Genomic DNA, 19,223 nt, shown 5'->3' with positions numbered 1-19,223 from the left:
GGCGTCGGGGCCAGTTCCTGCATGCAGACACGCTCCCTGCAGCTATATGGCTGAGTTCGTGCCCGACTGCCGGAACTGACCCCGGATCTGCAGCGGTCGCTTAGCGGCGCGACACCAGCAGGCCTGCCAGCAGGCCGATGGCGGCGCCGATGCCGACCGCTTTCCATGGATTGTCGTGGACGTAGACGTCGGCCTGGCGGGCCGCGTCGCGGCTGTGGGCCAGGACCGTGTCTTCAAGCTTGCGCAGGTCGATGCGGGCGTTGCGCAGCGAGTCTTCGAAGCGCGTGCGCGCCTCGGAGATCGCTTCGCCTGCCTTGTCGCTGGCTTCGCTCAGGTAATCCTGGGCGTCGTGGGCGGCGGTCTTGACGCCGCTGACAACCTTGTCGCGTGCTGCGCTGGTGGCATCCTTGATGTCGTTGAGCGTACCGTTGCCGTTTTGTGGTTGATTCATATACACCTCGTCGTTATCGCTGCGGTCGAAAAAAAGTGGACGTGCCTTGCGCTTGCCCGCTTGCGGCAAACGCTTAGCGCACGACGTAGTCTAACGCGATCCCGCCAAATACCGCCGCACCCAACCAATTGTTGTGTCGGAAGGCATAAAAGCAGGCGTCGCGCTGGCGGTCGCGGATCAAGCGATAGTGATAGACGGCAATGCCAGCCGCCACGACCAGCCCGCCCAGGAAGCACACGCCCAGCCCCAGCTGCAGACCGGCCCAGCCCAGCAGCAGCAGATGCACCGCGTAGCACACCATGATGGCAGCCACGTCGTAGCGGCCGAAGGTGATGGCCGAGGTCTTGATGCCGATTTTCAGGTCGTCGTCGCGGTCGACCATTGCGTACTCGGTATCGTAGGCAACCGCCCAGAACACGTTACCGATCAGCAGTACCCAGGCCACCGCCGGCACCGTGCCCAGCACCGCCGCAAAAGCCATCGGGATGCCGAAGCCGAAGGCGATGCCGAGGTAGGCTTGCGGGATGGCGAAAAAGCGCTTGAAGTAGGGGTAGGTGCCGGCAATGATCAGCGCCGCCACCGACAGCTGCTTGGTCAAAGCGTTCAACGGCAGGATCAGGCAGAACGAGATCAGCGCCAGCAGCCCGGCAATCGCCAGCGCTTCCTTGCCGCTCACGCGGCCGCTGGTGATCGGGCGGTCCACGGTGCGCTTGACGTGGCGGTCGAAGTCCTGGTCGGCATAGTCGTTCATGGCGCAGCCGGCCGAGCGCATCAGCAGCGTGCCGAGCGCGAAGATCAGCACCAGTACCGGATCGGGCCGGCCATCGGCGGCAAGCCACAGCGCGCACAGCGTGGGCCACAGCAGCAGCAGGGTGCCGATCGGTTTGTCCAGGCGGACCAGGCGGAAATACAGCGCAAGCTTGTTCATCGGGTGGCGTTTCTGTACGGAGAAGACGCCATTATCGCAAATATCGCTTGCGCCCCAGGTTCCCCGATCTAACCTTCTTCGCAAATGGTGGTAATGCCCGGCAGGTCGCACGAGGCAACCACCTCGCACACGGCGTCGATCGCCGCCTTGCGGGTAAAGCTCTTGCGCCAGACGATCACCACGCGGCGCGATGGCACCGGCGCGTCGAACGGACGGAATTGCAGCATGCCGTCGTTGGCGTGCATGTCCGGCACCGAGGCGCGCGGCAGCACGGTCAGGCCGATGCCGCTCGAGACCATGTGGCGGATGGTTTCCAGCGACGAACCCTCGAAGGTGCGCTGCATGCCGTTGCCGGGCGTGGAGAAGCGCGCCATTTCCGGGCACACTTCCAGCACCTGGTCGCGGAAGCAGTGGCCGTTGCCGAGCAAGAGCATGTTCTCGGACTTGAGGTCGTTGGCGGGGATGCTTTTGCGCCGTGTCCACGGATGCTGGGCCGGCATGGCGACCACGAACGGTTCGTCGTACAGCGTCTGCATGGTCATGCCGTGGTCGGGCAGCGGCAGCGCCATGATGGCTGCATCGAGCTCGCCCTGGCGCAGCATCTCGAGCAGGCGCACGGTGAAGTTCTCCTGCAGGATCAGCGGCATTTGCGGCACCTTGTCGATCATGCCCTTGACCAGCGGCGGCAGCAGGTACGGTGCGATCGTGTAGATCACGCCCAGGCGCAGCGGTCCGGCCAGCGGGTCCTTGTTCTGCTTGGCCAGCTCCTTGATGGCGGCCGTCTGTTCGAGCACCAGCTCGGCCTGGGCGATGATTTGCGCCCCCAGCGGCGTGACCGAGATTTCGGCGCCGCCCCGTTCGAACAGCACCACGCCCAGTTCATCCTCGAGTTTTTTGATGGCGACCGACAGCGTGGGCTGTGCAACGTAGCAGGCTTCGGCTGCGTGGCCGAAGTGTTTCGCTCTCGCAACGGCGACGATATATTTCAGTTCGGTCAGTGTCATGTGAGGTATTTGAACACAGGCGATGGGGGGATGCAATAATGGCGGCCCGAGAGCCCCCATTCTAGCTGAGATCATTCCATGCCCGACTTCGAACAGAAAATCTGCACCCGCGATCAACTCGCTGCCCGCGTGGCGGCGCTGCCCAAGCCGGTGGTGCTGACCAACGGCGTTTTCGACATCCTCCATCGCGGCCACGTCACCTATCTGGCGCAGGCGCGCGCACTGGGTGCGTCGCTGGTCGTGGCGGCCAATACCGACGCTTCGGTCAAGCGCCTGGGCAAGGGCGACGACCGGCCCGTCAACACCTGCGCCGACCGCATGGCGCTGCTGGCCGCGCTCGAGTCGGTGAGCCTGGTGGTGGATTTCGACGAAGACACGGCGCTGGCCGTGGTGCAGCAGGCGCGCCCCGACATCTATGCCAAGGGCGGCGACTACCGGATGGATGCGATTCCCGAAGGGCAGGCCGTGCTGGCCTACGGCGGCCAGGCGGTGGCGATCGACTTCGAGCACGACCGCTCGACCACGCGCCTGCTGACCAAGGTGCGCGCCTTCCCTCCGCAATGAGGCTGCTGCTGATCGTGCTGGCGACGCTGGTGTTCATCGTCGTCCAGTGGGGGCCGGTGCTGTACGTGGCGCGCCAGCAGTGGCTGCGCGGCGATCCGTATTCGTTCCGCCAGCTGCGCTTCCTGATGCCGGCGCAGTTGCTGGCGACCGTGTCGCTGGCGGTTGCCGCCGACCTGCTCGGCCTGCGCAACCCGGCCGCGCTGTTTGCCGGCGCCACCGCCGTGGTCAGCGCGGCCGGCGCCGGGGCGCTGGCGCTGTACTACCGGTTCAGACGTCGGCCGTAGCCATCAGGGTCGCCACGCACGCCGGGGCGATCGGCATCCGCACCGCATCGGGACGCCAGCCGTACAGCAGCTCGGTGGCGCCGCCGCACACGCGGCCCTGGCACGGCCCCATGCCGCAGCGCGTCTGCAGCTTGGCGCTGCGCCAGCTGGTGTGGGCGCGCAGCTGGCCGTGCGTCACATCTTCGCAGCGGCAGACGATGGTGTCGTCGGCCGCCAGCGTCGCCAGTTCCGGGCGCAGCGCAAAGGCGCGCGCCAGGCGGGCGGCGAATGTTTTCCAGCGTGCGCGCGCACCGAGCTCGGCCTCCATGTGCTGGGTCTGGCCGCTGGCGGCCAGCCCGGCGATGCGGCCTTCGACCAGCGCCAGGTCGACGCCGCCGATGCCGGTACCTTCGCCGGCGCAGTACACGCCCGGCACGTCGGTCTGCTGCCAGCTGCCGGTCTGCACCACGGTCTGGCCCTGTTCGACGGTGGTGGCGCAGCCCAGTGCCTGCGCCAGCTCCAGGTTGGGCACCAGGCCATAGCCGCAGGCGAGGTAGTCGCAGTCGAGCAGCTGTTGCGCGCCGTGTTTGCCGACCACCTGCACCGAACCCAGCACGCCGGCGTCGGTCGCGTGCGTCGCCGCCACGTGGCTGTGGCGCAGATACGGGATGCCGCGCAGCTGCGCCCACAGCCGCAGCGCCTGCACCGCCTTGGACGGCGTGGCCGCCAGGCCGGCCGCAAAGCGCGCCAGCGCTGCCGACGGCGCCTGCTCGACGATGGCCACCACCCGTGCGCCGCGGTCGGTGAGCGTGGCTGCCACCGCCAGCAGCAGCGGGCCGCTGCCGGCCACCACGACCCGCTTGCCGGCCACCGGATAGCCGCCCTTGACCAGCGCCTGCAAGCCGCCGGCGCCGGTCACGCCGGGCAGGGTCCAGCCCGGAAACGGCAACAGCCGCTCGCGGGCGCCGGTGGCGAGGATCAGGTGGTTGTAATGCAGCGTGTCGGCGCCGCCTGCGGCCCCGCTGGCGCCAGCAGCACCAGCGGCACCAGCACCACCAGCAGCACCAGCACCACCAGCGCAACCGGCAGCACCAGCGCAACCGGCAGCAACGGAACCAGCAGCACCAGCGCAACCGGCAGCAACGGAACCAGCAGCACCAGCGCAACCGGCAGCCGTCTGCACCCGCAGCTGGCCCGGCGCCGGTGCATACAAAACGCGCGTCTGCGGCAGGAAGCTGACGTTGGGCGCTGCCTGCAAGGCGGTCCAGAGGGCGCCGGCGCGCGTATCGGCCTGCTGCTGCGGGCCGCCGCGCCAGATCTGGCCGCCGGCCAGGGGATTGTCGTCGACGATGGCCACCGTGCCGCCCCCGGCTGCGGCTGCATGGGCGGCCGCCAGGCCGGCCGGTCCGGCGCCCACGACCAGCACGTCCACATGTCTCATGCCGCACCTCCTGCGGTGACCACCTGCATGCCGGGCGCGCACAAGGTCTGGCACGACAACTGGTGGGCGCGCCCGTCGATGGTCACGCGGCATTCGTGGCACACGCCCATGCCGCACAGCGGCGCGCGGGCGGCGCCACCGACCGCGCGCCGGGTGAGGGCGACGCCGTTGCATGCCAGCGCGATGGCGGCGGCCACGGTGACGCCGGCCGGTACGGCGATGGCGCGCGCGTCGATCGTCAAGGTAACAGAGGCGGCGTCGGTCATGAGAAGCGGTGCGGCAGATAGGGGTGATAGGGAATGGCCGCGCTTTCGCCCAGCATTTGCGCGGCCAGCAGCTGCGCCGTCGCCAGCGCGGTGGTAATGCCCAGGCCTTCGTGGCCGGTAGCCAGCCACAGGCCACGCCGGGCGGCACAGGGCCCGATCAGCGGCAGGCCGTCCGGCGTGGCCGCGCGCATGCCGGTCCAGCAGCGCAGGACGTTCAGCCCGGCCAGCGCCGGCGTCAGCGTCGCGGCGTGGCGCAGCATGCGCGCCAGCATGGCCGGCTCCACGGCCGGATCGGTGGTATCGAACTGGCGCGACGAGCCGATCAGGATCTGGCCGGTGGGGCGCGGCTGCAGGTTGAAGGCCACCGAGTCGCCGCTGGCGGCGTGGGCGCTCTTGATGTAGCCCAGTTCCACCAGCTGGTGCCGCACGAAGCCGGGATAACGGTCGGTGATGGCCAGGTGGCCTTTTTTCGGCTGCACCGGCAGTGCGGGCAGCAGTGCGCGCGAACCGGTGCCGGCCGCCAGCACGACGTGCCGGGCCTGCAGGCGGCTGCCATCGGCCAGCACCACCGCGTGGTCGTCGATGCCAGTCACGCGCGCGCGGCGGGTAACGGCGCCCTGGTGCGTGGCGCGTTCGAGCAGGAGGCGCGCGCTTTTCGGCGCGTACACCAGGCCGTCGCCGGCCACCAGCAGACCGCCGGCCAGGCCGGGCCGCAGCTGCGGTTCGTGCGCATACAGTTCGGCTGGCGTCAGCATGCGGCAGTCCAGGTTGAAGGTGGACAGCGTGTGCGCCTTGCTGCGGGCGGCCGCCAGCTCTTCCTCGTCGGCAGCGACCCAGATGGTGCCGCAGTTGCTGTACTCATGGCGTTGCGGGCGCTGGCCCACGAACTCGCGCCACAGGGCCAGCGAGTAGGCGGTCAGGGTCAGCTCGGCCAGGTTGTCGTCCATCACCACCAGGTGGCCCATGCCGGCGGCAGTGGCGCCGCCGCCGGCGATGTCGTGTTCGATGATCGCCACCCGCAGCCCGCGTGCACTCAGGGCGTCGGCGCAGGCAGCGCCGACCACGCCGGCGCCGATGACGATCGCATCGACGTCGGCGATCGTCACCGGATGCCCCAGGCGTAAGGATCGTCGGGATCGATCACCAGGTGGGCCTGCGAGGTCACCCAGGCGCGGCCCCGGATCGACGGCACCAGCGCGCCGTCGCGATAGCGGTACGAGGCTTCGAACACGCTGCCGACCACGCTCTCCTGCTGCCACCGAGCGCCTTCGGCCAGCTTGCCGTCGGCGGCCAGGCAGGCCAGCTTGGCGCTGGTGCCGGTGCCGCACGGCGAGCGGTCGTAGGCCTTGCCCGGGCACAGTACGAAACTCTGGCTGTCGGCGCCGGTGCGCGAAGGGCCGAACAGTTCGATATGGTCGATCAGCGCGCCGTCGTCGCCGGTGATGCCGGCCTGCGCCAGCGCCGCGCCCACCGCCACGCTGTAGCTGGTCAATGCCTCGACATTGGCCAGGCCGATATCGAGGCCATGGCCGTCGACCAGGAAGAACCAGTTGCCGCCGTAGGCGACGTCGCCGGTCACGGCGCCGTAACCCGGTACCTGCACCGTCACGGCCTGGCGCGTGCGGCGTGCCGGCACGTTCTCGATGGTGACGCTGCCGTCGTCGTGCAGCAGCGCCTCGACCACGCCGGCCGGCGTGTCGATGCGGTGGCGGCCGGCGCCGATGCGGCCCATGAAGGCCAGCGACGCCACCAGGCCGATGGCGCCGTGGCCGCACATGCCCAGGTAGCCGACGTTGTTGAAGAAGATGACGCCGGCCGCGCAGTCGGGCGCGTGCGGCTCGCACAGCAGGGCGCCCACCAGCACGTCCGAGCCGCGCGGTTCGCACACGACGGCCGTGCGGTACCGGTCGTGGTCCTGGCGGAAGCGGGCCAGGCGTTCGGCCAGCGGGCCGGCGCCCAGCGGCGGACCGCCGGCCGTAATCAGTCGGGTCGGCTCGCCGCCGGTGTGGGAATCGATAATCGAGATCAGTTTCATACCGGGATGGTAGGCGCGCCCGGCCCGGCTGTCTTGCACCGGCTGAGCACGATGAATGACGAAATCTGCATAACCGAAAAAACTGCCCGGGGCGGCGGCGATGCTGGCACAATCGTCCCCATGCACACCCTGACCCCCGATCCCGACGCCGACCGCGATCATGCCCTGGCCCGCCGCGCGGTAGCGGGCGCAATCGCCGATCCGTTCTTTGCCGAAGCGCTGTTCGATGCGCTGCCGGACGTGGTGTTTTTCGTCAAGGATGCGCAAGGGCGCTATGTCGTGGTCAACCAGACGCTGGTCCAGCGGTGCGGCCAGCGGCACAAGTCGGCGCTGCTCGGGCGCTCGGCCGACCAGTTGTTCAGGGCGCCGTTCGGCCAGAGTTTTCTGGCGCAGGACCTGGCGGTCCTGGCCGGCGGCAACGCTATCGAAGACCAGCTGGAACTGCACCTGTATCCGAGCCGCGATCCCGGCTGGTGCCTGACCCGCAAGACCGCGCTGCGCGATGCGGCCGGCCGCATCGTCGGCCTGACCGGCATTTCGCGCGACCTGGCCATGGCGGACAAGAAGAACCCTGCCTACCGCAAGGTGGCGGCAGCAGTGAACCTGATCCAGGAAGGGTATGGCGAGCCGTTGCCGCTGGCGGCGCTGGCGCGCACGGCGCACATGTCGGTGGCGCAGATCGAGCGGTATTTTCTGCGCATCTTCCAGCTCACGCCGCGCCAGCTGATCATCAAGACGCGGGTGGAAGCGGCGTCGCGCTTGCTGGCCGGGGACGCCAGCGTGGCGCAGATCGCGCAGGCATGCGGGTATGGCGACCATTCCGCGTTTACCCGCCAGTTCAAGGCGATCACGGGTTTTACGCCGAGCCAGTTCCGCCAGCTGTGAGGGGCAAGCAACGGCGCCAATTAAAGCGCGCCAACGAAAAAGCCGCTGGTTCTTGCGAACGGGCGGCTTTTGAAATTCTTGGTGGTGATAGATGGACTTGAACCATCGACCCCAGCATTATGAATGCTGTGCTCTAACCAACTGAGCTATATCACCTGCAACGCGAAGCATTATGAGGGTTGGGGCTTTTTCTGTCAACGCCGGCTGGCGATTTTTCTGAAAAAAGTGGCTTTCGCAGTGCGGGCGGAACTTCTGCCGCGCGCCAGTCGTCAAAAGATTGGCATATTGGTATGCTGGGGACTCGATATGGCGTTTCACACTGATCAATCAAGCGGGGGCTGTATGGCAACCAACATCTTTATCAACCTGCCGGTGCGCGATCTGCCGGCCTCGGTCCGGTTCTTCACCCATCTCGGCTATTCATTTAACCAGCACTACACCGACGACGGCGCCACCTGCATGATCGTGGCCGAGAACATCTTCGTCATGCTGCTCACCGAGCAGCGCTTTCGCACCTTCACGCCCAAGACCATCGCCGATGCGCGCACGTCCACCGAGGTGCTCGTGTGTTTGCAGGTGGCCTCGCGCGACGCCGTCACCACGCTGGTGAACAAGGCGATCGAGGCCGGCGGCAGCACGTTCAAGGAACCGCAGGACCACGGCTTCATGTACGGCCACGGCTTCCAGGACCTCGACGGCCATTTATGGGAAATCATTTATATGGATAAGGCGCCGCCCACGTCGTGAGCGGGCAGCGCAGGGCTCAGCCCAGGCGGTTCGCCACGTGCGCCAGGATCTCGGCCGCCGGATCGGCGCCCAGGCAATCGACGACCAAGCGCTCCGGCATCGACCGCAGCCACGTCAGCTGGCGCTTGGCCAGCTGGCGGGTGGCGATGATGCCGGTCTCGCGCATGGTCCGGTAGTCGATCGTGCCATCGAGGTATTCCCAGGCCTGGCGGTAGCCGACGCAGCGCATCGACGGCAGCCCCGGGTGCAGGTCGCCGCGCCGGCGCAGGCGCTGCGTTTCCGTGATCAGGTTGTCGTCCGCCTGGTCGTCGAGCATGATGTCGAAGCGGCGCTCGATGCGCCGGTGGAGCACGGCGCGGTCCGACGGCTCCAGCGCCAGCGGCAGCAGATCGAACGGCAGCGCGGTCTTTTCGCGCAGGGCCAGCAGTTCCGACATCGGCTTGCCGGCCAGCGTGCAGATTTCCAGCGCACGCTGGATGCGCTGGGCGTCCGCCGGCGCCAGGCGCGCTGCCGTTTCCGGGTCGAGCGCGGCCAGCCGCGCATGCATGGCGGGCCAGCCGATGCGGGCGGCGTCGTCTTCGAGCGCGGCGCGCAGCGCCGGATCGGCGCCAGGCAGGTCGTCGAGGCCGTCCGCCAGTCCCTTGAAGTACAACATGGTGCCGCCGACCAGCAGCGGCAGCTTGCCGCGCGCGACAATGTCGTCCACCAGCTGCAGGGTCGCGGTGCGGAACTGCGCCACCGAGTAAGCGTCGAGCGGGTCGATGATGTCGATCAGGTGGTGCGGGACGGCCGCCAGTTCGGCGCGGGTGGGCTTGGCGGTGCCGATGTCCATGCCGCGGTAGACGAGTGCCGAATCGACCGAGATGATCTCGGACGGAATGCGCGCGGCAATCGCCAGGGCGGACGCGGTCTTGCCCGACGCGGTCGGCCCCATGATGGCCACCGCCAGCGGCTTGCCGGTGATCCCGTCCATCATTGGCCCCGCAGGAACAGCTTGTCGAGTGCGCCGATTTCCACCTGCACCCAGGTGGGGCGGCCGTGGTTGCACTGGTCGGCGCGTTCGGTCTTTTCCATCTGGCGCAGCAGCGCATTCATTTCCTGGACCGACAGGATGCGGTTGGCGCGCACGGCCGTGTGGCAGGCGAGGGTGCCCAGCAGCTCGTTCTGGCGCTCGATCAGCACCCGCGAGCCGCCGAACTCGCGCACGTCGCGCAGCACGTCGCGCGCCAGCGTCTGGGCGTCGGCATTTTTCAGCAGCACCGGCACCGAGCGCACGGCCAGCGTGGTGGGCGAGAGCGCGGCAATGTCGAAGCCCAGTGCCTGCAAGGTCTCCTGGTGTTCGTGGGCGGTGCCCACTTCCACCGCATCGGCATAAAAGGTGACCGGAATGAGCAGCGGCTGCACCTGCATCGCTTCGCCGGCCACGCGGCTCTCGAGCGCATTTTTCAGCTGTTCGTACAGGATGCGCTCGTGGGCGGCGTGCATGTCCACCAGCACCAGGCCCTTGGCGTTCTGCGCCAGGATATAGATGCCGTGCAGCTGCGCCAGCGCGAAGCCGAGCGGGAATTCTTCCTGCGCCATGGCCGCAGCGGAAACGGTGAACGGGCTGCCCTGCGGCAGGGCCGCATCCGACTGCGCCGGTGGCGCGCGGTCGCCGTCCGCCCGGCCGCTGCCGCCGAACAGCGCACCATATTTTTCCGTGCTTTGCGCCACGCCGCCTTCGGGCTGGCCGTAGCGCTGGGCGCCGTAGCCGTAGCCGGCATTGGCGCCGGCGTCATTGCGGGCGCCGGATGCGTGACCAGACGCGGGACCGAACGGCGACGGCGAAAACGTCGGCGTGTAATCGGGCGCCAGCAGCGGGCCGAACGAAGTCTGCTCGCCGCGCCAGGCGGCGCTGGTCAGGGTGTCGGCAGCCGGCAGCGGCGACGGCACGCTGCCGTGGGCAGTGGCCGAGGTTTGCGCCAGCGCGCGCTGCACCGCGTGGAACACGAACTGGTGCACCGCGCGGCTGTCGCGGAAGCGCACCTCGATCTTGGACGGGTGGACGTTGACGTCCACCAGCGCCGGATCGAGTTCGAGCGCCAGCGCGTATGACGGAAAGCGGTCGCCGTGCAGCACGTCCTGGTAAGCGGCTTTGACGGCATGGACCAGCACCTTGTCGCGCACGAAGCGCCCGTTGACATAGAAGAACTGGCCATCGGCGCGCGCCTTGGACGCGGTGGGCAGGCCGGTGTAGCCGTGGATGCGCAGCCCGCCGGCCGTCTCGTCGATCGGCAGGCGCGCCTCGGCAAAGCTGTCGCCGAGGATTTGCGCGCTGCGGCGTGCCATGTCGCACACATTCCAGTGGTCGATGGTGCGGCCGTTGTGGGTGAGGCTGATCGAGACGTCGGGCCGGGCCAGCGCGATGCGGCGCACGACCTCGGCGCAGTGGCCGAATTCGGTCTGCTCCGATTTCAAGAATTTGCGGCGCGCGGGCGTGTTGAAGTACAGGTCGCGCACGTCGATGGTCGTGCCCGGGGCGCCGGACGACGGTGTCACCGTGCCCTGGTGCGAGCCGACCAGTTCCCAGGCATGCGGCGCGTCGGCCGTGCGCGAGGTGACGGTGACGGCCGCCACCGACGCGATCGAAGCCAGCGCCTCGCCGCGAAAGCCGAGCGTGCCCACGTTTTCCAGGTCGTGCAGCGACGCGATCTTGGACGTGGCATGACGCGCCAGCGCCAGCGGCATCTGCTCGGGCGGAATGCCGCGGCCGTTATCGGTGATGGCGATGCGTTTGACGCCGCCTTCCTCGAGCCGCACGCTGATCTGGGTGGCGCCGGCGTCGAGCGCGTTTTCCAGCAATTCCTTGACCACGGCGGACGGCCGCTCGACCACCTCGCCGGCGGCGATCTGGGAAATCAGCTGGTCGGGAAGAGCCTGGATCGGGCGCACTGCAGCAGCGTGGCGGGGGGCGGTATCGGGGGCATTCATGCCCCGATTATAACGTGCTGGCAGGGCCCGGGTCAGCAGCGCTTACGGCGCCGGATGCAGGCGCACCGGGATCGGCGCATTGCACAGCTCCACGTAGTTGGCCGCGTACTTGTTCCACGGCCCGCCGCGGTTGCGCTGCGCTTCGATGATGTCGCGGTAGATCGGCGCTTCGCTGCGCATCACTTCGAGCGGCACCCGTTCGGCTGCCGGCACATCGGCCGCCAGGCGCACGCGGGTGATCGGCATCTTCGCTTCGCTGGCGCCGTAGAAGCCCATCGCTTCGGCGCCGCGGGGCAGCGACGAGAGCAGCTCCATGCCCGACACCACGCGGCCGACGGCCGTGATGTTGCGGTCCAGGTGGCGCGGCGCGTGACCGGTGATCGCGTACAGCTGCGAGCCGTTGCCGCTGTCGGTGTCGGCATCGCGCGCCACGCCCACGGTGGCGTAGCAGTGCGCCACCCAGGTGGTGCCGGCCTTGGGATCGCGCCCGACCGGGAAGCCGTTGGAGTGGCCGATCTCGGGCGCATAGCCGTCGGCGTCGGGCTGACGGACGAAATGCTTGTCGAAGCGGGCAGGCACGGTGAATTCGCCCGGCACCTTGGCCTTGGCCGACCCCAGCGGGCGCGGATTTTTTTCATCGGGGTCGCCCCACTGCGCCACGTAGTTGTCCTGCGAGCGCATCATGGACAGGCCGTCGAAGTACCGTTCGCGCACCAGGGTCTTGATGTTGGCGACGTTTTGCGGCGCGAAGTCGGCGGCCAGTTCGATCACCACGCGGCCCACCGGCAAGTCCATGTACAGGGTGTTGTCGGGGTCGAGCGGGCGCCAGTCCTGCGCAGTCGATTGTTTGACCAGGTCCGCCACCGTGGGCTTGACCGGCAGGTCGGCAGCCAGCGCGGCGCCCGCCTGCACGGTGAGGGCCAGCGCCAGGGTTGCCGACCCGCATACGGCCGGGACGGTTGCGCGGGAGGTGAAACGATGACGCACGAACGGGGACAGCAGCATCCTGATCTCCTTAAGGCAAACCCGCTTGCGGCGGGGCTGCCGACGATTGTAGACTGCCATTGGTGGCCGAGGAAACTTGGACCGGCAGCGGTGGTGTATGATTCCGGCGCACACTTTACAGGAAGAATATGGATTTTATGCAATTCTTCGACATGCTGCTGCATGTCGATAAGTCATTGGCAGTGGTAATCCAACAGTACGGCACGCTGGTCTATGTGGTGTTGTTCGCAATTATTTTCTGCGAAACGGGCCTGGTGGTGCTGTTCTTCTTCCCCGGCGACAGCCTGCTGTTCATCGCTGGCGCCTTCTGCGCCACGGGCGACATGAATCTGCTGTTGCTCAACGTGCTGCTGGTGACCGCCGCCGTGGCCGGCAATACCCTCAATTACAAGATCGGCGGCGCCATCGGGCACCGCGTGTACACCCACGATTACGGCTGGCTCAACAAGGACGCCATGCGCCGCACCCACGACTTTTTCGACAAGCACGGCGGCAAGACCATCGTGCTGGCGCGCTTCGTGCCGGTGGTGCGCACGTTTGCGCCGCTGGTGGCCGGCGTCTCCGAGATGCCCCATGCGCGGTTTCAGCTGTACAACATCAGCGGTGCGCTGCTGTGGGTGGTCTCGCTGACCACGGCCGGTTACTTCTTCGGCAACATCCCGGTGGTCCGCGACCACCTGTCGGAAATCGTCATGGTGGCCATCGGCGTGGTGATGATTCCGATCCTGCTCGGTGGCGCCTGGCGGCTCGGGCGCCGCATGCTGCGGCTGTGAATGTGTCCTGATAGAAATTTTTCGCCGCGCCAGACCTCAAGTTTTTCCTCAATGCATCCGTAAACCAGGAGGTAATTGTTACTTCTGGAACCGTATGCGCCTGCTTTTCTCCCTGATCGCCTGTTGCTGCTGCGCCGCCGTGTCGGCCAACGACAAGCAGATCGATCCGCTGATTTCCCCCTCGTCCAGGACGCTCTTGCCGACGCAGGCGGGCGCACGCATGTACGGTGGCGCGGTAGGTCTGTCCACGACTGCGCCGCCGTCCAAGACGCCGGCCGGCAAGGAGGCGCCGGCCAAGGACAGCAAAGACAGCAAGGAGGCCAAGGAGACAAAGGAGACCAAGGACGCCAAGGAAGCACCGGCGGCCGGCCCGCGCAAAAGCGCCGAGGCGGCCGGCGACCCGGAAGCGGAACTGTCGGCCAAGATTGCCGCGCGCCTGGCCGCCATGCGCGCCACCCAGCAGGCGCGCGCTGCCGCAGCAACGGCCCATGCCAAAAAGGCTGCCGCCACCAAGGCGGCTGCCGCAGCGGTGCCACCGCCGCCCAAGGTCTACAGCAACGTCTGGTCTTACGAAGGCGAGACCGGCCCCGCCAACTGGGCCAGGATCAACCCGGCCTGGGCCAAGTGCGGCAGCGGCAACCGCCAGTCGCCGATCGATATCCGCGACGGCATGCGGGTCGATCTCGAACAGATCAATTTCGACTACCACCCGTCCTCGTTCAACGTCACCGACAGCGGCAAGACCGTGCAGGTGATGGTCGGGCGCGGCAATTTCCTCAGCGTCGGCAACCGGATGTATGAGCTGGTGCAGTTCCACTTCCACCGGCCGTCCGAGGAGCGCATCAACGGCAAGGGCTACGAGATGGTGGTGCACCTGGTGCACAAGGACGGCGAAGGCCGCATCGCCATGCTGGCGCTGCTGCTCGAGCGGGGCCGGGCGCAGCCGGCGATCCAGCAGGTGTGGAACAACCTGCCGCTGGAAAAGATGGAAACCATGGCGCCGGCCGAAACGCTCGACCCGATGGACCTGCTGCCGGCGCGGCGCGAGTATTACACCTTCATGGGATCGATGACCACGCCGCCGTGCGAAGAGAACGTGCTGTGGCTGGTGATGAAGGAACCGGTGCAGGCGTCGCCGGCGCAAATGGCTTTTTTCAGCCGCCTGTATCCGTACAATGCGCGGCCGGTGCAGCCCGGTTCGGGCCGCATCATCAAGGAATCGAACTAGCGCGGCGGCGCTGCGCCGGGCGCCCCAGCTCGCTGCCGGCCGCCGCGTGCTACACGCCGATGCGGTGCCTGCCGGTCCAGCTGGCGCCGGCGGCCAGCGGCTGCTGGTCCACCCGGGCCGGCTCGATGCAGACGAAGCGCTGGTACTCGTCGTCGGCCAGGTCCGGCAGGGCGGCGGCGTCGGCCTGGCCCGGATTCCATACCACCCATTCCGTAAAGCCCTGCTGCGACAGGTTGAACGTGGTGCTGGCCGTGTTGAGCATCAGCGACGGCGTGGCCTGGTACAGGCGGTCGTGCTTTTCGTTGAAGTGCAGCGCCGGGTAATCCTGGGTGCGGGTATTGAGCGCGTGGTCGGTGTAGGTCTGGTGCTGCAGGCCGCTGATGGAGGTGGCGTTGAGCTGGCCCACGTCGTAATAGGTGTGCAGCGCGACGCCGAACGGGAACGGCGCCGCGCCCGTGTTGCGCACGCCGAACGCGGCTTCGAGGGCGTTGCCGTGCAAGGTATAGCGCAAGGTCAGCGCAAACGGGTGCGGCCACGCCTGCGCGTGCTCCGGCGCCAGATCGTCCTGGTTCAGCACCAGCTCCACGAATGCGCTGCCGTTGTCGCCGCCGCTGTCGGCCAGGCGCCAGTGCGACACGCGCGCAAAGCCATGGCGCAGGCCGGGGCCGCGGACATTAAACTGCGGGAAGATCACCGGCACGCCGCCGCGGATGGCCTTGCTGCCGTCGAGCGGGGTCTGGCGGCTGACGAACAGGCGCTCCACGCCGTCGCCGGTGGTCCACGACAGCAGGTGGGCGCCGAACAGCGATACCGTGGCCCGGGCACCGTCGGGCGCGGTGATCTGTACTGCGGGCAGGGCGCCAAATTGCGTCATCGTTGCTACGGCCATAGGGATTCCATGTAAGAGGTGGGGCTGCGCGCAGGTGGTGTGAGTCCCGGGCGAGGTTCAGGTAAGCCGATTGCGCGCCAGCGGCGGATTGCGCGCGAAGTAGCTGCGGATGCCCTTGACGATGGCGTCGGCCAGCTGGTTCTGGTAATTCTCGTCGCGCAGGCGGGCTTCTTCTTCCGGGTTCGAGATGAACGCGGTTTCGATCAGGATCGACGGAATGTCGGGCGCCTTCAGTACCGCGAAGCCGGCCTGCTCGACCGAACCCTTGTGCAGGCGGTTGATGCCGCCGATTTCGGCCAGCACCGACTTGCCCAGCTTGAGGCTGTCGTTGATCTGCGCGGTGGTGGACAGGTCGAGCAGCACGCTGGCCAGTTGCCGGTCGTGCGAGCGGACGTTGACGCCGCCGATGGTGTCGGCCTCGTTTTCCTTATCGGCCAGCCAGCGCGCGGCCGACGAGCTGGCGCCTTTTTCCGACAGCGCGAACACCGACGAGCCGCGCGCGGTGGGCTGGACGAAGGCGTCCGCATGAATCGACACGAACAGGTCGGCCTGCACCTTGCGCGCCTTGTCCACGCGCTTGCCGAGCGGGACGAAGTAGTCGCCGTCGCGCGTGAGCATCACGCGCAGGTTGGGAATCGCTTCGAGCTTGCCCTTGAGACGCTTGGCGATCGCCAGCACGATGTCCTTCTCGCGGCTGCCGTTGCTGCCCGAGGCGCCCGGGTCTTCGCCGCCGTGGCCGGGATCGAGCGCGATGGTGATGATGCGATCGAGCTTGTCTCCCTTGTCCCCTTTGCCGCCCTTGGCCGCCGGGCGGGTCTGCGCTTCGGCGGTCCTGGCCTGCTCGCGCAGCTCGGCGCGCGGCTCGGCGCGGATGTCGGGCTTGAGCGCCTCGAGCTGGGCCTGCGGGGTCGGCTGCACGGCGATCGGCGGCTGGGTCGGCGCGGGCGCACCGCCGGCAGCGGCCTGCTTGTCGCTGGTGGTCCAGTTGCCCTGTTCGATCATGGCGGCAATCGGATCGACTTCCTTGACCGGATACAGGTCGAAGATCAGGCGGTGCTTGTACGAACCGGCCGGCGCCAGCGTAAACACCTGCGGCTTGATTTCTTCCTTGAGGTCGAACACCAGGCGCACCACGTTGGGCCGGTTCTGGCCCACGCGCACCTGCTTGATGTACGGGTCGTTGGACTGGATCTTGGCAACCAGGCCCTTGAGCGTGGGGTTCAGTTCCAGCCCCTCGATATCGACCACCATGCGGTCCGGGTTGCTGACCATGAAATGGGTGGTCTTGAGTTCGGTGTCGTTTTCCAGCGTGACGCGCGTGTAGTCGTCGGCCGGCCACACGCGCACGGCCAGGATTTGCGCGGCGTACGCGGGCAGCGGCGCGCACACCGACAGCAGCAGCGTGGCGCCGGCCTTGAGGACGGTGCGGCGCTGGCGCATCTCCGGAGTGGGAGCGAGCGGATCGCTCACAGCTTGGGGGCGAATTTGAGGCGTTGAAGGCATGAGGTACCCAAGGCGGTAGACGCCTGCAATTCTACATCACGACCGGCGCCGGCCACGGTCAGGTACACGTCGATATCGGCAGGCGGCAGCACGCCTGCGGCCTTTTCCGGCCACTCGACGATGCAGATGTTGTCACCATTAAAATCTTCGCGAAAGCCGGCGTCGAGAAATTCTTCGGCGCTGCCCAGGCGGTACAGGTCGAAGTGGATCACGCCCACGGCGCGCCCGTCCAGCTGCACCCGGTACGGTTCCGACAGCGTGTAGGTCGGGCTCTTGACGGTGCCGACATGGCCGGCCGCGTGTAGCAGGGCGCGGGTGAGCGCAGTCTTTCCGGCGCCCAGGTCGCCGTGCAGATAGAGCGTGAGGCCTGGCGCCAGCGCCCGCGACAACGCCGCGCCCAGGGCCAGCGTGGCGGCTTCCTCGGCGAGGTGGGTCTTGAAGTGGGCGTGTTGGGCGGACGACATCTGGGCTTCCATCTGGGCTTCCATCTCCTGCATCGAATAAAATGTAACCCGGCGGCGGGTCTGGCACCAGCCATTGTAACCGCCAGCGTCACCGATTGTATCCACTATAGCCCGAGCCGATGTCCCTGTCCGAATCCGATTTAGCGCAACTGGCGCAGCGCATCAAGCGCTGGGGCGTGGAGCTGGGCTTTGCCGAGATCCGCATCACCGACATCGACCTGTCCCACGCGGAGCCGGGCCTGCAGGCGTGGCTGGACGCCGGCATGCACGGCGAAATGGACTACATGGCCAGCCACGGCATGCTGCGCGCGCGCCCGGCCGAGCTGGTGCCGGGCACGGTGCGGGTGATCAGCGCGCGCATGAACTACCTGCCCCGGGACACGCCGCCCGACTGGCGCGCACGCGAAGCGCAGCGCCTGCGCGACCCCGGCGCGGCCGTGATCTCGGTGTATGCGCGCGGACGCGATTATCACAAGGTGCTGCGCGCGCGCCTGCAGCAGCTGGCCGACAGGGTGAAAGCCGAGATCGGCGACTTCGGCTACCGGGTATTTACCGATTCGGCGCCGCTGATGGAATTGCCGCTGGCCGAAAAGGCGGGCCTGGGCTGGCGCGGCAAGCACACGCTGCTTCTGAGCCGCACGGCCGGCTCGATGTTTTTCATGGGCGAGTTCCTGGTCGACCTGGCGTTGCCGGTCGATGCGCCCACCAGCGGCCACTGCGGCCAGTGCAGCGCCTGCATCACGACCTGTCCCACGCAAGCGATCCTGGGACCGGGCCGGCTCGATGCGCGGCGCTGCATCTCGTATCTGACCATCGAACTGAAAAACGCCATCCCGCCGGCGCTGCGCCCACTGATCGGCAACCGCGTGTACGGCTGCGACGACTGCCAGACGGCCTGCCCGTGGAACAAGTTCGCCGAGCGCGCGGTGCTGCCCGACTTCGACCAGCGCCACGGCCTGGGCGACGCGTCGATGATCGCGCTGTTCGGCTGGAGCGCCGAGGAGTTCAACCGCAAGATGGAAGGCAGTCCGATCCGCCGCATCGGCCACGAGCGCTGGCTGCGCAACCTGGCCGTGGGCCTCGGTAACGCGGCGGCGGCCGGCGCCCGCGGCGACGCGGCCATCGTGGCGGCGCTGCAGGCGCGGCTGGACGATCCGTCGCCGCTGGTGCGCGAACACGTGGCCTGGGCGCTGGCCTGCCACGCCGGCGACGCCGCTATTTGAGCAGACCTGCCAGCTCGACGGCGGTCTTGACCTGCATCTTGTCGAAGATGTGCGCGCGGTGCACTTCCACCGTGCGCATGCTGATGCCCAGTTCGTCGGCCACCACCTTGTTCATCTTGCCGGCCAAAATCAGGTCCAGCACCTCGCGCTCGCGCGTGGACAGCGTGGCCAGGCGCGCATGCACGGCCGCCATGGCGCCGGCCTGGCGCGAGTTGGCCAGGCCTTCCTGCACCCGGTCCATCAGCTCGTTGTCGTTGAACGGTTTTTCGAAAAAGTCGAAGGCGCCGCGTTTGAGCGTATCGACCGCCATCGGCACGTCGCCGTGGCCGGTGAGGAAGATCACCGGCATGCGCTGGGTCAGCTGGCGCGCGGCCAGGTGGTCGAAGGCGGCCACGCCGTTCATGTCGGGCATGCGCACGTCGAGCAGCACGCAGTCGCCGTCGGGATCGAAATCGCCGCTGTCGACCTGCTGCAGGAATTGCAGGGCGCCCTCGTAGGCGCGCGCGGCGATGCCGCGTGAGGTGGCCAGCCAGGTCAGCGCGTCGCGTACGACCGCTTCGTCATCGACGATATGCAGCATGTGT

21 protein-coding genes and 1 tRNA gene are annotated in these 19,223 nt (G+C 67.8%); 7 read left to right on the top strand and 15 right to left on the bottom strand.

The window, feature by feature from the left end; all coding sequences use genetic code 11:
* Window positions 1-100: 100 nt before the first annotated feature.
* From ASF61_RS16205 to ASF61_RS16195, 3 genes are all read right to left on the bottom strand, one after another.
* On the bottom strand, window positions 101-451 hold the full coding sequence (locus ASF61_RS16205) for a YqjD family protein (RefSeq protein ID WP_056158260.1): 351 nt from the start codon (window positions 449-451) through the stop codon (window positions 101-103).
* 73 nt (window positions 452-524) lie between these two features.
* The gene (gene ubiA / locus ASF61_RS16200) at window positions 525-1,379 is read right to left on the bottom strand and encodes a 4-hydroxybenzoate octaprenyltransferase (protein WP_056157754.1); all 855 of its coding nucleotides are present in this window, start codon (window positions 1,377-1,379) and stop codon (window positions 525-527) included.
* A 68-nt stretch (window positions 1,380-1,447) separates the two neighbouring features.
* Window positions 1,448-2,383, bottom strand: a complete 936-nt coding sequence (locus ASF61_RS16195; RefSeq protein ID WP_056157750.1) for a hydrogen peroxide-inducible genes activator — start codon at window positions 2,381-2,383, stop codon at window positions 1,448-1,450.
* Window positions 2,384-2,461: 78 nt separating this feature from the next.
* Here ASF61_RS16195 and rfaE2 point away from each other — a divergent pair, with 78 nt between their 5' ends.
* Together rfaE2 and ASF61_RS16185 are read left to right on the top strand one after the other, a co-directional pair.
* On the top strand, window positions 2,462-2,947 hold the full coding sequence (rfaE2, locus tag ASF61_RS16190) for a D-glycero-beta-D-manno-heptose 1-phosphate adenylyltransferase (protein ID WP_056157747.1): 486 nt from the start codon (window positions 2,462-2,464) through the stop codon (window positions 2,945-2,947).
* The gene (locus tag ASF61_RS16185) at window positions 2,944-3,231 is read left to right on the top strand and encodes a hypothetical protein (RefSeq protein ID WP_056157742.1); all 288 of its coding nucleotides are present in this window, start codon (window positions 2,944-2,946) and stop codon (window positions 3,229-3,231) included. The genes rfaE2 and ASF61_RS16185 overlap by 4 nt, the downstream gene beginning before the upstream one ends.
* Here ASF61_RS16185 and ASF61_RS16180 read toward each other — a convergent pair.
* Genes ASF61_RS16180 through ASF61_RS16165 form a run of 4 tightly spaced genes read right to left on the bottom strand, consistent with a single transcriptional unit; the run spans window position 3,215 to window position 6,952 of the window.
* Window positions 3,215-4,651, bottom strand: a complete 1,437-nt coding sequence (locus ASF61_RS16180; RefSeq protein WP_056157739.1) for an FAD/NAD(P)-binding oxidoreductase — start codon at window positions 4,649-4,651, stop codon at window positions 3,215-3,217. The genes ASF61_RS16185 and ASF61_RS16180 overlap by 17 nt on opposite strands.
* Complete coding sequence (locus tag ASF61_RS16175; protein ID WP_056157737.1) at window positions 4,648-4,917, bottom strand: (2Fe-2S)-binding protein; 270 nt, start codon at window positions 4,915-4,917, stop codon at window positions 4,648-4,650. Before ASF61_RS16175 ends, ASF61_RS16180 begins: the two co-directional genes overlap by 4 nt.
* Window positions 4,914-6,023 (bottom strand): FAD-binding oxidoreductase, encoded by a 1,110-nt coding sequence (locus ASF61_RS16170; RefSeq protein WP_056157735.1) that lies wholly within the window; start codon window positions 6,021-6,023, stop codon window positions 4,914-4,916. Before ASF61_RS16170 ends, ASF61_RS16175 begins: the two co-directional genes overlap by 4 nt.
* Window positions 6,020-6,952 (bottom strand): 4-hydroxyproline epimerase, encoded by a 933-nt coding sequence (locus tag ASF61_RS16165; protein WP_056157732.1) that lies wholly within the window; start codon window positions 6,950-6,952, stop codon window positions 6,020-6,022. Before ASF61_RS16165 ends, ASF61_RS16170 begins: the two co-directional genes overlap by 4 nt.
* A gap of 120 nt (window positions 6,953-7,072) precedes the next feature.
* Here ASF61_RS16165 and ASF61_RS16160 point away from each other — a divergent pair, with 120 nt between their 5' ends.
* Window positions 7,073-7,837 carry an AraC family transcriptional regulator gene (locus ASF61_RS16160; RefSeq protein ID WP_056158257.1) on the top strand — a complete coding sequence of 255 codons (765 nt, stop codon included), beginning with the start codon at window positions 7,073-7,075 and terminating at the stop codon, window positions 7,835-7,837.
* Between the two features lie 79 nt (window positions 7,838-7,916).
* On the opposite strand, the gene ASF61_RS16155 is transcribed toward ASF61_RS16160, so the two are convergent.
* Window positions 7,917-7,993, bottom strand: a tRNA-Met gene (locus ASF61_RS16155).
* Between the two features lie 186 nt (window positions 7,994-8,179).
* Between ASF61_RS16155 and ASF61_RS16150 the strand changes: the two genes are divergently transcribed.
* Complete coding sequence (locus tag ASF61_RS16150; protein WP_056157729.1) at window positions 8,180-8,584, top strand: VOC family protein; 405 nt, start codon at window positions 8,180-8,182, stop codon at window positions 8,582-8,584.
* A gap of 16 nt (window positions 8,585-8,600) precedes the next feature.
* Here the strand turns inward: ASF61_RS16150 and miaA are convergent, their stop codons facing one another.
* From miaA to ASF61_RS16135, 3 genes are read right to left on the bottom strand one after another with little or no spacing between them, the layout of a single operon-like run.
* Window positions 8,601-9,557, bottom strand: coding sequence for a tRNA (adenosine(37)-N6)-dimethylallyltransferase MiaA (miaA, locus tag ASF61_RS16145; protein WP_056158254.1), 957 nt, complete (start codon window positions 9,555-9,557; stop codon window positions 8,601-8,603).
* Window positions 9,557-11,554 carry a DNA mismatch repair endonuclease MutL gene (gene mutL / locus ASF61_RS16140; protein ID WP_056157726.1) on the bottom strand — a complete coding sequence of 666 codons (1,998 nt, stop codon included), beginning with the start codon at window positions 11,552-11,554 and terminating at the stop codon, window positions 9,557-9,559. Before mutL ends, miaA begins: the two co-directional genes overlap by 1 nt.
* Before the next feature lie 42 nt (window positions 11,555-11,596).
* Window positions 11,597-12,559, bottom strand: coding sequence for a peptidylprolyl isomerase (locus tag ASF61_RS16135; RefSeq protein WP_082491744.1), 963 nt, complete (start codon window positions 12,557-12,559; stop codon window positions 11,597-11,599).
* 128 nt (window positions 12,560-12,687) lie between these two features.
* Between ASF61_RS16135 and ASF61_RS16130 the strand changes: the two genes are divergently transcribed.
* A complete protein-coding gene (locus ASF61_RS16130) occupies window positions 12,688-13,332 on the top strand; it encodes a VTT domain-containing protein (protein WP_056157724.1) in 645 nt (214 codons plus the stop codon).
* A gap of 94 nt (window positions 13,333-13,426) precedes the next feature.
* On the top strand, window positions 13,427-14,560 hold the full coding sequence (locus tag ASF61_RS16125) for a carbonic anhydrase (protein ID WP_056157721.1): 1,134 nt from the start codon (window positions 13,427-13,429) through the stop codon (window positions 14,558-14,560).
* Window positions 14,561-14,609: 49 nt separating this feature from the next.
* On the opposite strand, the gene ASF61_RS16120 is transcribed toward ASF61_RS16125, so the two are convergent.
* Genes ASF61_RS16120 through tsaE form a run of 3 tightly spaced genes read right to left on the bottom strand, consistent with a single transcriptional unit; the run spans window position 14,610 to window position 17,416 of the window.
* Window positions 14,610-15,449 (bottom strand): D-hexose-6-phosphate mutarotase, encoded by an 840-nt coding sequence (locus ASF61_RS16120; RefSeq protein ID WP_056157718.1) that lies wholly within the window; start codon window positions 15,447-15,449, stop codon window positions 14,610-14,612.
* A gap of 57 nt (window positions 15,450-15,506) precedes the next feature.
* The gene (locus tag ASF61_RS16115) at window positions 15,507-16,952 is read right to left on the bottom strand and encodes an N-acetylmuramoyl-L-alanine amidase (RefSeq protein ID WP_056157715.1); all 1,446 of its coding nucleotides are present in this window, start codon (window positions 16,950-16,952) and stop codon (window positions 15,507-15,509) included.
* Window positions 16,916-17,416, bottom strand: a complete 501-nt coding sequence (gene tsaE, locus ASF61_RS16110) for a tRNA (adenosine(37)-N6)-threonylcarbamoyltransferase complex ATPase subunit type 1 TsaE (RefSeq protein ID WP_056158246.1) — start codon at window positions 17,414-17,416, stop codon at window positions 16,916-16,918. Before tsaE ends, ASF61_RS16115 begins: the two co-directional genes overlap by 37 nt.
* A 119-nt stretch (window positions 17,417-17,535) precedes the next feature.
* Here tsaE and queG point away from each other — a divergent pair, with 119 nt between their 5' ends.
* A complete protein-coding gene (gene queG / locus ASF61_RS16105) occupies window positions 17,536-18,639 on the top strand; it encodes a tRNA epoxyqueuosine(34) reductase QueG (protein WP_056157713.1) in 1,104 nt (367 codons plus the stop codon).
* On the opposite strand, the gene ASF61_RS16100 is transcribed toward queG, so the two are convergent.
* The gene (locus ASF61_RS16100) at window positions 18,632-19,219 is read right to left on the bottom strand and encodes a response regulator transcription factor (protein ID WP_056157710.1); all 588 of its coding nucleotides are present in this window, start codon (window positions 19,217-19,219) and stop codon (window positions 18,632-18,634) included. The two genes, queG and ASF61_RS16100, sit on opposite strands and share 8 nt — an antisense overlap.
* Window positions 19,220-19,223: the final 4 nt, after the last annotated feature.

This window comes from Duganella sp. Leaf126 (genome assembly GCF_001423125.1).
Classification (GTDB): domain Bacteria; phylum Pseudomonadota; class Gammaproteobacteria; order Burkholderiales; family Burkholderiaceae_D; genus Rugamonas.
The sequence above is the reverse complement of the archived record's forward strand: the minus strand, read 5'-3'. Positions and strand labels throughout refer to the sequence as shown.